Origin of the sequence: Paenibacillus sp. YAF4_2 (assembly GCF_052113225.1) — a bacterium.
Lineage (GTDB): Bacteria > Bacillota > Bacilli > Paenibacillales > Paenibacillaceae > Pristimantibacillus.
In genome coordinates this window covers 22,348-33,891 of the sequence record NZ_JBFRCT010000008.1, presented here as the reverse complement: position 1 = coordinate 33,891, position 11,544 = coordinate 22,348, and the positions used below count along the sequence as shown (strand labels likewise).

Here is an 11,544-nt window from a genome sequence, read left to right as displayed (position 1 = left end):
CTATTTGAGGTGAAAAACTTGCGTATAAATCATTTTGTTCCGCACCCAAGATTCGAACGTTTTCTCTGTTACCCAGAATCATTTGGACACTACTCAAAAGAACCTGAACATTATGAGAACCGGCCGAATGGACTAACTACCTACAATTGGCATATCGTTCGTGCCGGCAAGGGATATGTGCGGATCGGAGATGAATTAGTAGAATTGCAGAGCGGTACTGGTTTTCTTTATGGTCCCTGCGTTCCTCAGTTATATTACTCCGACAGCAGCGAGCCATGGGATGTTAGATGGATTCATTTTACGGCACGCGGTTTGGGAGCAATTCTGCAAGGGCGAGGAGAACGTGAGCCTTGGCTCTTCTCGTGGACTGGAGTTATAAGACTTGACCAATTGTGGTCAGAATTATTAAACAGCAACATCCCTCCGATGCAAGAAGAAGCAGTGCGATTATCAGCTATTACTTATGAGATGATCAATCTAATTGTCCAGCATGCAGAAACTATTGAAGGCATCCCCAAACCTGGGATGCGGGACAAGCTGGCCGAAGCAGCGGATTGGATACGAGTACACTGCTGTGAGCCTCTAACACTCGAGCATATGGCATCTCAAGCAAGCTGCAGCCCCTCGCATTTTAGCAGGCAATTCCATAGCTTAATCGGTAAAACCCCTATTGCATATTTAATAGAATGCCGTATTCTTCAATCCAAAGTTCTTCTTGTATCAACTAGCATGACAGTTAAGCACATAGCAGAGCGCATCGGATTTGGGAACAGTTCGTACTTCATTCAGACATTTCGGAAGTCAGAGGGAGTGACTCCGGAACAATTCAGAACTCTGCGAGGCACCAGTAACAATTAAAAAGCATACGAACGCTAGAAAAAACAGCGACAGCCAAGGACGAGAAAATAATGTCCTAGACTGCCGCTATTTTATTGAGCTAACGTTCTCCGTTTAACTGAATGATTTATTCATTAAAAATACGCAAGGTCTCCATGGCATTAACTGAAACCTTAGTCTTTTCTTCATTCGAACTTCCATTGACTTCTAGGATGTCTAATATATCTTTAGCCTTTTTAAGAAGTAACACATCAGAGTAAACATAAATACTTTTCTCTTCTATCGCACTAAGCATCCAGACTGATAGATACCCATGAAAAATTGCCTTATAGGTGGTGTTATCAAAACACAGCCTTAACACTACTAAAACGACTACAGGAAGACTTTAATAAAGCGCTTTCAAAAATGTCAATATAGTGCAATCGATATTACCAATACTGCAAGAGACATGTTGCGATGTGTCGTATATTATAACTGCGCACTACGCAAAAAATTATTTAGGAGGCTTATTAAATGAAACGAACCCTGTTATTAGCACTGAACGTTGTGTTGCTTATGATGGCCATCGCTCCAAGCATCGCAGCCGCTACCCCATTTGGTATAGGCGGAGATGCTACAGAAACCGCCGTGGTTGAAAAGCTCACAGACTCTCAGAACATTGACACTCAGCTAAGCAGCGGATCTACCAACCCGGACGCTTTATGGCTTTGGGATATCCTGGTTAGTAATTACGGCAAAAAAGTCATCTCCGGGCATGACATCGATGACAACGAAAAGAATTATTTCAGAGAGCGGGCTTATTTCAAAGATACTATTGGGACAATGCCCGCGTTATTGAATTTTGAGATGTACGACTACGACCAAGCAGCTGTTAATAACGGCGTTGTGTCAAATACCGTGGACAGGGCAATAGCATGGTCGAAAGTCGATGGAGGCATCGTCGGCTTCCACTGGCACTGGCATATCGACCCGCAATATACACAAGCCAACAAACAATGGTGGCAAACCACTTACAATTCTGATATGGATCAAGAGAGGTTCGGTCAAGCATTCACTGATGCGATGACCAACAAATCCGGCGACCTGTATGACTATATCATCAAAGACATAGACTTAATCGCAGCTCAACTGCAGAAATTAAAAGATAGTAACACTCCCGTGCTGTGGCGGCCGCTGCATGAAGCTTCCGGCACATGGTTCTGGTGGGGCGCATACGGAGCGGATAATTACAAAGCGTTATGGAGGTTGATGTACGACCGTCTGACGAACGTTCACCACTTGGACAACTTGATTTGGGTTTGGTGCTCGGAAGGCGCAGACTGGTTCCCCGGCGCAGACGTTGTTGATATAGCAAGCACCGATGTTGGCGCGGATGACTACGTTCACAAATCATATGTCGATAGATACAATAGATTCATCACAGATGATTTTCAAACACTTGGCCTCACGAAGATGAAGATGCTTGCCCTATCCGAGACTGGGCCGATACCGGGTATCGACGAAATGGAAGCCGATGGAGCTATGTGGAGCTATTGGGCGACTTGGGTGGGTGCCCCGTTTGGTACCGGTACGTCAGTGGATAAGATGAAAAGCACATTGAATGACCAAAGGGTTATCACCTTAGAAGACCTTCCTCCGCAGCCTAACCTAAGGCCCGATATACAGGCCATCCCGGCCCCGCCTATGGCTCCGAACCAGGATCCGCCTCCGCCGGCACCCGAAAACTATGAAGAATGGATATGGTGGACAGGCAGCGAGAGAACCTTGGGCAAAGACCCAGGACAGTGGAGACTGGGAATCGGAGAAAATAATACACCATGGAATAGCCACCTGGGTCCCTTCTATCTTCCGAATGCAATTAAACCCGGATATGTGATTAACATCACATTCAAATACGACAGCGAACAAGGAGATCCACTCCACAATCAGATCACCGACATCTACCGGATCTAGCCCCATCTCGGTTGTCAACTTGGCAACAGTTGCTACAGCTTCGGGGTCATCCCCGCTCAAAAATGCCGTGGCTATGCCTACTTCATACTGCGGGTTTGCAAGCACTTCCCAAGGCAGCGTGTGAAAAGCGCGGACAACGCGCGCATTCTGAGCCAGACGCCGGACCTCCGCATCAGCGGACTTGTCGTCGTATCGGTTGGTGCAATTGATGAGGATCTTTCCATCCAGATCCCCCGCCTCGGTCAGCACGTGCTCCACATCATCGGGCAGCACAGCTAGCAGGATTACCTCGCCGAACGCTACCGCTTCCTTGATCGTCCCGGCCTGCGCGTTAGCTCCCGCATCCTGCAGCAAGAGCTTTTTCTTCTCGCTATGCGGGTTCCGTGAGCCGAACATCACGCAATGCCCAATAGGTGCCCATCTTGTACCCAGTGTCCCGCCCATCTTCCCTGAACCAATCGATGCGATCTTCATTTCATCGCTGCCTCCTTTTCCAATATCTTATTGTAGAAATCCAGCTTCTCTCTCGTCTTTCCGATTACCTTCGCTAGCGCTAAGTACTGCGTCTCCATTCTAGCCAGATGTTCTGAAAGAATTTGTGTGCGGTCTGCGATGGCCTCCCTGTCTTCGTCGCTTAGTGGGAAAGCAGGATTCGCGAAGCATCGTCCTTCCTGCAGAAACGCCTTCATTTCTCCTAGCGACAACCCCGTCTTTTTGAGGCAGTGCAAAGAAGAAAGTAGCCGCACGTCATCCTCACTATACAACCTCAGGCCCCCTGGATTTCTCATTGGCGGCTTGGTCAAGCCTATTTTCTCGTAATACCTGAGCGTATCGATACTGAAACCCGCCAACTCCGCCGCTTGCCCGATCGAATACATCTGATTACCACTCCTCCCTGCTTCTGAATATTTTTATTTTATAGGCTGGAGCCGACTCCAGGTCAACACCCGATTTACGGTCCCGTTAGAATTCCTGTAAAACGAATAATTTGGAGTATGAACAAAAACGAGCGCCTCTGTACGATGGGGTTACGCGCGAGAGCAATTGCCTAAAAAAGCCCATCAGGAGATCGCTCTAACATGAAGTTTAAGACACAAGACAAGCCAAATCAACACACCGTTCATCATTTGGTCATTGGCGTAGACATCGCTCAAGAAACTCATGTGCCTCGCGCTGTCAGCTTTCGCGGGATTGCTCTGGGTACTCCACTCGAGTTCGGAAACCATCGTGAAGGGTTCGATCAGTTCGAACGCTGGATCAATGATCCTACAAACTTATAGCAGCTTCATCGACTGGTTTAGCCTTGCACTTTGTCTCCTAAAGCAAGGTATAGAGCCCGTTCTGGTGAATCCTCATCTCGTCAAAAAGAACAAAAAGAAGAAGCTGCCGTTGTGACAACTTCTCCTATTTGTTCACACGGCGATCTGCTCCCAGTATATTAGGCTAAAGTTTTTCGTTTTAGTGTGACATGGCGGTCGAACAAATGCGGAATTCTCGTGGTGCATCAATCCTCTCTATAAGCGGCTTCCAAGGCACCTGTATCTTCAAAGCCCCGGAAATACTTTATCTTGCCGTCTTCCACTTCGCATACCACCGCCCAATAGCTTACAAACATATTGCCAGTAGGCCGAATCCGATGCTTAAATCTTCCCCAAGCTAAAGCAGTAGTTTCATCAGCAAGTATCTTGCGGATCTCGAATTCTTGGGTATCAAGATCTTTCTGGAACTTGGACAATAGCGTCCTTACGCCTTCTATCCCATAATAGGTTCCATAGAAGTAATGTCTGTCCGTCTCTTCCTCGAATGCCGCGATAAACTTGGCATCATGATGTACATAATTGAGGGCTTTGTTGATATCCACCAAATTGTGAAAGTATTGAAGTAACACTTGATCCGGTTTCATCTATTACTCATCTCCTTTTTCACAAATGGAACATCGGACGGCGGATCAGATCCACCTACTATTCGTTATGACGACATCTTATTGCATGGCTTTAAGCTGGCTCGAAATGATGCCAAGGTGTATGGCTTCATGCATCAGAGCGAAATTGAACAACTCGCTGGAGGTAATGAATTGGAACGGGCCCATGATATATGGCGATTGCAGCGTCATGTCCAACATTTCGGGCGTCAGTTCGGAGAGACGGGAAAGCTGCGCCATTAATAGTTCGGTCAGCTCCTCCTTCGAGGGTGGATTAATCGTCCATTCAGTAGGTTTCGTTCCGGAGCCGAACAACGATGCATAATGAGGCGGAATTACAGACGGGAGTCCGAAGGATAAAGTGGAGTATTTATCCATCCAATAAACTATATGACCGACATTCCAACGAATCGTGTTATTGAAACCTTTCGCTTGAATATCGAATTGATCCTCCGAAACGCCCTGAAGCTGCCCGATCACGATCTGTTGCAGAACTTTCCCGCTTGTAATAATCGAATTGGTCATGGTTAAATGCCTCCCGTTTAAATTGTTATAAGTTTATCGCTTTCACATCCAAAGTGTACTCCTCTCTCCACAAAGCAACAATCACGAGATTCCGATCCAATTGATCGGTTTCAGTAATGATTGAATGAAGAATTGGAAAAATTGGATTTTCATTTATAATGATGAAAGGAGACTGCATATTAAAAGGAGGAACGAGGAGTGGAGTTCAGGCAACTTGAGTATTTTGCCGCCGTTTGTAAGGAAATGCATTTCTCAAGAGCGGCCGAGAACCTGTGCACGACACAGTCGAATTTGAGTCAGCAGATCAAGTTTTTGGAAAACGAGCTTGGGATGCCTCTGTTCGATCGTATTGGCAAACGGATTGCATTGACGGAGGCGGGTAAGATCTTGCTGGATCAATGTCATGTCATCTTCGAACGCATCGACTATATTAAGGGAGCGATTACTGATCTGAAGCGTATGGAAGGCGGCAGACTGGACATCGGAATTCTCCCTGGAGATGGAGATTTGCTGTTCGATACACTGTTGATCAATTTCCACCGTACATACCCCAAGCTTTCCATACGCGTTACGGAGACCGTGGATGTGTACGAACAGGTTGTTGACGGCACAAGAGATCTTGGCGTTACTATTGTGCCTGCGAATCCGGATGATCGAATCTCGATCATTCCATTGTTCCACGAGGAGTTTGCATTGGCCATCCATTCAGATCACCCCTTTGCGAAGTCAAAGGCGATACCCTTTGAACAATTACAGCAGCTTAAGATGGTCATGTTCGGTCCGGAGCATCAGATTACGAAGGTCATTCATTCTAGCTGCCAAGAAAAGGGGATAGAATTAGACAATTCAATCGTAACCTCCACGTTATCGACGCTTTTGTCCTTAGTCGAACGAGGGATAGGAGCGGCAATTCTTCCGCGGATGTTGCTAGATTACCTCAAACGCGATAACATCTCAGCCGTAACGCTTCTTAATCCAACGCCAAGCCAGGATATTTGCATCCTCTATCGAACGGATAAATTTATGGGGCAAGCTGCAAAAATTTTTATAGAAGAGTTGCAGTCTTTCGTGCAAAGTGTAATGGAGCTTTCCACTCGGTCGTTGGGGTAAAATAAGGTCGCTTGAGTAGACTCTTACAAAATTAGCCGGCAGCGTGAAAATGGCAACGCGGAACTTGCCATATCTTTGCGCAAAATTTATAATGGCAGTCGCGTATTCAGTCCTCTCTATACATACATGAATGCTTATTCTGCCCAAGGAAACTTAAACCCGCCAAATCCATATGTACCTTTTATTTGATTAATATAATCTTGTTTATCGAAATGGAACGTAAATTGCTTACCGAATAACTTACCACTGCCTTCAAAGCAAGTCCAAGTTACAATATCTTTTGTCTTTTCGATAAATAATGACACTGCCCCGCAACCCAAATCAGCACATGCAGGACAAATATAAATTGAGTTCTTCCCATTTTGGAAATCAGGTTTACTCATTAAAATAAGCCTTGATTCATTCTGAAATTCCTCACTGCCCCATCCTAAACAAGATACAAAATCGAATTCCTTGGCATATAAATCGTATAATGATTGTCCGTCTACTATAAAATCTGCAAAAGTTATAAGTCCTGGATAGCCGTCTCTCACACGACTTTTGAATTCTAATTTCGATTTTATCATTTGAAATCCTCGCTATTTATATAAAATGGTCCTTTAGTAATCTTGTAAGAATTACACAAATTATTGAATTAAAATGTTCTGGTTATCCAATTAAACACTAAAATACATGTAGGAAGAACACTTTAAATAACAATATTATTAGTACAGCAATTATCCCAATAAAGAATCCAATAAACGAAATAACTATAAGTATAAATTTGTTCATGATTCCTACTCCACTTCATGATAATGCTTTTGTTCTACAAATTCACATGAGTGCAGCCCCATCCCCAATACTACAATTTGTTCCAGTAAACTGCCCATTAGTTGAGAAACGTCAGTAGCCGGTCATTATTGGCCGGCTACTGTTCTTGTTTCTTATAGTCATACATAGAGGTCAGAATGCCTATTCACTTCTTTACTAGAGATTTTATTCCGCTTAGAACCAGTAAGAAACTGAACAGTAAAACAGCATATAACCCAATATTAGCTAGCAACTTTATAACATTAAGTACGTCGATATAAAATGCAGCCCTGAAGATTGAAGGAGGAATACTACTTGCTAATATTAGAGGAATAATAAGTCCTAATCCGCCAATCAACCCAAATATATAATTAATGCTCTTATTCACGCTCAACCCCCTTGTATTCTATTAAATTGTATTCTTAAAACAAGGTGGAATATTACTAATTGAGAGTTTGTTGCAAGTAAACAGCCTATGCCTATTCAAAAAAAGGTAGCCTTTTATTGAGGCTACCGTTCTGAATTCAATAATGGATCTTCAACACCTGTAAAAACCTATTCTTCTAGATCAATACTTCTATCCTCGAATCCCAAGACCTCTAAAAGTCGCTTATTTTCTTTGATTTCATCCTCAGTTAATCGTCCCAATTTCATCTTAGCAAGAAGAACCAGCTCTTGATATTCAGTGTAGTTAAAGTCCTTATATATTTCCTGGTTATTCTTATGAAACTGATGAATGAGCTCTGTAAGTTCAAAATATGGCAAAGCACCTGATTTCCATTCCCTAAATGATTGATACAAAGGTTCCAGGGCTTTTTCAGTTACCAATTTGTGATATTCATCAATCATTTCACGCTCCTGCTGTCTTTTTAGCTGTTTAGGAGTTAATTTGTTATCCAAGTTTCTTTCCACCTTTTTTGTCTAAGATCCAATTACCTTAAAAGAACCTACGATAGAGTTCTCGCCGGCGCTCGCCACGTAACTGAGCATAGATTTGTGTAGTTGATGCTTTTTCATGTCCTAGCATACCTTGTATGAAATCTAATGGTGCACCGTTATCAAGAAGTTGGCATGCATAAGTGTGACGGAAGCGATGAGGGTATACATTGGCTTCAATCTTTCCTCGGTCTGCAAGCTGCTTTAATACCCACCTTAGCGTTGAGTTTACCTCCCCACCATTTAATGAACCGCCTTCGCAGAAAAGGCGGTTCATTAAAACTATTTATTAATCATTTCGGGCGTATACTTTTCAGGATAATTTAGCATCGCTGCGACATCACCATTTATTATCATATTTCCATATCGGGGGCTGTTTTTATCAATAGTTAGATTCCAACTTGTTATCGGCATTTGACCAACGGAAACCCCATCTTCCATTAAATTATCGCTAACCTTAACTCCAAGTTTTTTATAGATCTCTTTCACTGCAGCTTTCCACGTTTTGTTATTTTCAAGTATGTCGTCTGCCCAGGTTACATCGGCTTTCTCATTTTTGCCGTTATATTTGTAAATCCCTGTTCCCCGCTCTTTCGTTATCGCTTTTTCTAAGTCTGGTACATCTTCCGGTGCAAATTGCGCTGTAATTCCAATTAATATGTTATAGGAGAAAGTCATACTAGCTTCAGCAGGGTGGTCAAATAATTTAATTGGATTATTAAAATTAATTTGATCATTATGAGCATGCCCTGTATCTACATTTGTAATATCTTTATCGGAGAGTTTTAAAGCATTCATTACCTCTTCCTCATTCATGCCCCATTTTAAACCTTTGATAGGTACAGGCGTACCATAAGGTGATGTTTTCTCTTTGCTGCACCCAACAATAAGTAACAAAGTCGTTGATAACAACATAACAATAAGGAATATTTTTTTCATATATACCTCCTTATTAATTCAGTGAACTTTTACCCATCCTTAAATTACCATGAATTGATATTATAGGATTAATTTTAAAGCAATCGAGATTATACTTAACACCTAAATTTTACCACACTCTATATGTACGTATTTTCCCGTAAGAAGTTGCTTTACCTTGCGTCATTATGTGATTTTTTATCATACAGGTTATGTCTTAAACTGCTCATAAAAAAACCGCTCCGAGTGCTGAGCGGTTTTCCATGAGCGTTCACAACATCACCGTTTGCCGTTACTTGATCATGGTCATATAGATCAGGGCAACGGGAAAAATGCTGTGACTTTACTGACGGTGAAAATGATTCAATAATAGCTACAGTAGATCCTCCGAACCGCTGCAGATTTTTTAATTGAACTATTGTTCCCAGTTAGTTTAATCCCCCACACCTTTTTTAGGGACCGTGCGACTAAACGGACCGCCGCAAACGGACGATCGCAGCGGTCCTTTTAGTCACACGGTCCCGGTTATACCAGCGAAGAACCGCCATCCACGACAATAGTCTGTCCGGTGGAGAATTTCTCGCGCATTAAATATAGAAAGGCCTCGGCCGCATCTTCCGGTTCTCCTACTCGGCCTACCGGGAGGGTTTTTCCCAAAGTCTCGTACATATCGTTTCGGTTTTCCTCAGGCATGTCGTTCCACAACTCGGTACGCATTAACCCGAAGCTTATCGCGTTGACTCGAAGCGGGCTAAGTTCGACAGCCAATGCCCTGGTCAGTGCCTCAATAGCGCTGCATATGCTGGCTGTGACCGCCCAACCCTTCTGCGGCCGAACTCCGGCAACGCCAGAAGTTAAAATGATTGACCCGCCCTCTCTGAGGTTCTCGCTACCGTATTTAGCGGCCATAAACGCCCCCCAGTAGCGCAGGTTAAAAAATCGACGTGCTGTTTCCATGTCAATTGTGCTGAGATTTTCGATATGCAAGGACTCGCCAGCCGTGAAAATCAAATGATCAAATTCTCCAATTTGGCTGAAGAATGCACGAACCCTCTCTTCATTCGATAGATCAACCACATGCCCTTCCGCACCTTGGGGCAGACGCGAGATCGCATTGTCAACTCTCTCTTTTCGACTGGAGACGACGACTACGGACGCCCCTTCCCGCGCAGCGGCTTCGGCTGTTGCAAATCCAACTCCTGACGTTCCTCCAAGGAGGACAACGCGTTTGCCTCTTAATGTACTGCTTCGTTCGCTCTGTTCTATTTTTACCATAGAATCTCCCTCGTTTTCATGATCGGTTTTGAACAAATTCACTGCCGACTCCTCCTTCACTACAGGCGACAATTCGATTATAATCAGCTAATAAACACACAAATAGGTCTGTGTTTGTAGTACTATTCCGAATACTAATCGTATGGATACTGGTATAAAACATATTAGGATATGGAGGTGAATCCTTGTTATGAATTCTGAAAGAAGACGAAAAGAACTAGCTGATTTTCTCCGGACCCGCCGCTCGCGTCTATCTCCGCATGAGGCGGGATTACCGGTTGAGACCTCACGCCGTCGTACGCCTGGTCTAAGGCGGGAAGAAGTGGCAAGTCTATCAGGCATTTCCTTACCGTGGTACACCGCACTGGAGCAGGGACGTGATATTCAAGTATCGGAACAAGTACTGGAAAGCTTGGTACGTACCCTTCAACTTAGCAACGACGAACGCAATCATCTGCTCGTGTTGGCTAACCATGCCGTACTTCCACACGAAACAGTGGATGAATCCATTTCTCCAGCCATTCAACAAATTCTTGACAGGATGGGGACCTACCCTGCCTATGTCATCGATAAGCGCTGGAACGTTTCTGCATGGAACCAAGCAACGAATAAGGTATGTGGAGACTTTAAACAAGCGACAGAGATCGAGAGGAATATCCTTTGGCGCATGTTTATGATGAAGGATAAGCAAGCTCGCATTGTTAATTGGGAAAACGTTGCCACCATGCTGCTAGCTCATTTCAGAAGCCGATATGCCTTATACATGAATGATTCGTGGTATAAGGAATTAGTTAACATGTTATATGACAGGAGTGAGGAGTTCAGGGAGTGGTGGGGGAGACATGATGTTACCGGAAATTCGGAAGGGGAAAAAGTAATCCAACATCCTCAAGCGGGCCTGTTGACATTTCGTTACAATAATTTCACAGTTTCTGAAAGCGGTGACTTCTTGATGAGGGTGTTCACACCAATCGAAGACACTGGAACTGATGAACGGTTAGAAGATTTATTGTCTGAGTTTCGTTCTGAGAGTCTATAAAGGCATGAACAGTTCCAACGCATTTGGTTCCCGCTAATCCAGAAGTAGAGGCAATTGCTCGAACAGGTATATGAGATATCGGAACGGATGGAGCCCGTTTTCCTTTGCCGTTTCGACCACGCTGTAGATTGCTGCGTTATTGTAAGGGAATTAACCTAATTTCTTCAGTAACATCATCTCTTGAATAATTTGGAAACCCATCTTGAAACATATAACCCATAGACTCACCCTCACCCTTCAA

Annotated in this window: 13 protein-coding genes and 2 pseudogenes; 5 read left to right on the top strand and 10 right to left on the bottom strand. The window is 43.9% G+C overall.

The window, feature by feature from the left end; genetic code table 11:
• Window positions 1-18: 18 nt before the first annotated feature.
• Together AB4Y93_RS18880 and AB4Y93_RS18875 are read left to right on the top strand one after the other, a co-directional pair.
• Window positions 19-858: an AraC family transcriptional regulator gene (locus tag AB4Y93_RS18880; protein WP_441894407.1), complete on the top strand. Its 840-nt coding sequence runs from the start codon at window positions 19-21 to the stop codon at window positions 856-858.
• A 492-nt stretch (window positions 859-1,350) separates the two neighbouring features.
• The gene (locus AB4Y93_RS18875; protein WP_441894406.1) at window positions 1,351-2,790 is read left to right on the top strand and encodes a glycosyl hydrolase; all 1,440 of its coding nucleotides are present in this window, start codon (window positions 1,351-1,353) and stop codon (window positions 2,788-2,790) included.
• 174 nt (window positions 2,791-2,964) lie between these two features.
• Here the strand turns inward: AB4Y93_RS18875 and AB4Y93_RS18870 are convergent.
• A pseudogene (locus AB4Y93_RS18870) lies at window positions 2,965-3,264 on the bottom strand (NADPH-dependent F420 reductase); the annotation flags it as partial.
• On the bottom strand, window positions 3,261-3,668 hold the full coding sequence (locus tag AB4Y93_RS18865; RefSeq protein WP_441894405.1) for a MerR family transcriptional regulator: 408 nt from the start codon (window positions 3,666-3,668) through the stop codon (window positions 3,261-3,263). The gene AB4Y93_RS18865 and the pseudogene AB4Y93_RS18870, both read right to left, overlap by 4 nt.
• A 201-nt stretch (window positions 3,669-3,869) precedes the next feature.
• Between AB4Y93_RS18865 and AB4Y93_RS18860 the strand changes: the two genes are divergently transcribed.
• Window positions 3,870-4,070, top strand: coding sequence for a hypothetical protein (locus AB4Y93_RS18860; RefSeq protein ID WP_441894404.1), 201 nt, complete (start codon window positions 3,870-3,872; stop codon window positions 4,068-4,070).
• 224 nt (window positions 4,071-4,294) lie between these two features.
• Here AB4Y93_RS18860 and AB4Y93_RS18855 read toward each other — a convergent pair whose 3' ends face one another.
• Complete coding sequence (locus AB4Y93_RS18855; protein WP_441894403.1) at window positions 4,295-4,693, bottom strand: nuclear transport factor 2 family protein; 399 nt, start codon at window positions 4,691-4,693, stop codon at window positions 4,295-4,297.
• A 78-nt stretch (window positions 4,694-4,771) separates the two neighbouring features.
• Entirely contained in the window at window positions 4,772-5,236 is a 465-nt protein-coding gene (locus AB4Y93_RS18850) for a DinB family protein (RefSeq protein ID WP_441894402.1), read from the bottom strand.
• A 198-nt stretch (window positions 5,237-5,434) separates the two neighbouring features.
• Here AB4Y93_RS18850 and AB4Y93_RS18845 point away from each other — a divergent pair, with 198 nt between their 5' ends.
• Complete coding sequence (locus AB4Y93_RS18845) at window positions 5,435-6,346, top strand: LysR family transcriptional regulator (protein WP_441894401.1); 912 nt, start codon at window positions 5,435-5,437, stop codon at window positions 6,344-6,346.
• A 134-nt stretch (window positions 6,347-6,480) separates the two neighbouring features.
• On the opposite strand, the gene AB4Y93_RS18840 is transcribed toward AB4Y93_RS18845, so the two are convergent.
• The 5 genes from AB4Y93_RS18840 to AB4Y93_RS18820 form a co-directional block, all read right to left on the bottom strand.
• Window positions 6,481-6,912 carry a hypothetical protein gene (locus AB4Y93_RS18840; RefSeq protein ID WP_441894400.1) on the bottom strand — a complete coding sequence of 144 codons (432 nt, stop codon included), beginning with the start codon at window positions 6,910-6,912 and terminating at the stop codon, window positions 6,481-6,483.
• Between the two features lie 778 nt (window positions 6,913-7,690).
• Window positions 7,691-8,035, bottom strand: a complete 345-nt coding sequence (locus tag AB4Y93_RS18835; protein WP_441894399.1) for a hypothetical protein — start codon at window positions 8,033-8,035, stop codon at window positions 7,691-7,693.
• 37 nt (window positions 8,036-8,072) lie between these two features.
• Window positions 8,073-8,348, bottom strand: coding sequence for a tyrosine-type recombinase/integrase (locus AB4Y93_RS18830; RefSeq protein WP_441894398.1), 276 nt, complete (start codon window positions 8,346-8,348; stop codon window positions 8,073-8,075).
• Between the two features lie 5 nt (window positions 8,349-8,353).
• Window positions 8,354-9,010, bottom strand: coding sequence for a hypothetical protein (locus tag AB4Y93_RS18825; protein WP_441894397.1), 657 nt, complete (start codon window positions 9,008-9,010; stop codon window positions 8,354-8,356).
• A 504-nt stretch (window positions 9,011-9,514) separates the two neighbouring features.
• Window positions 9,515-10,306: an SDR family oxidoreductase gene (locus AB4Y93_RS18820; protein ID WP_441894396.1), complete on the bottom strand. Its 792-nt coding sequence runs from the start codon at window positions 10,304-10,306 to the stop codon at window positions 9,515-9,517.
• Window positions 10,307-10,454: 148 nt separating this feature from the next.
• On the opposite strand from AB4Y93_RS18820, the gene AB4Y93_RS18815 reads away from it, so the two are divergent.
• Entirely contained in the window at window positions 10,455-11,303 is an 849-nt protein-coding gene (locus tag AB4Y93_RS18815; protein ID WP_441894395.1) for a helix-turn-helix transcriptional regulator, read from the top strand.
• A 33-nt stretch (window positions 11,304-11,336) separates the two neighbouring features.
• Here the strand turns inward: AB4Y93_RS18815 and AB4Y93_RS18810 are convergent.
• Window positions 11,337-11,441, bottom strand: a pseudogene (locus AB4Y93_RS18810) (transposase domain-containing protein); the annotation flags it as partial.
• Window positions 11,442-11,544 lie beyond the last annotated feature (103 nt).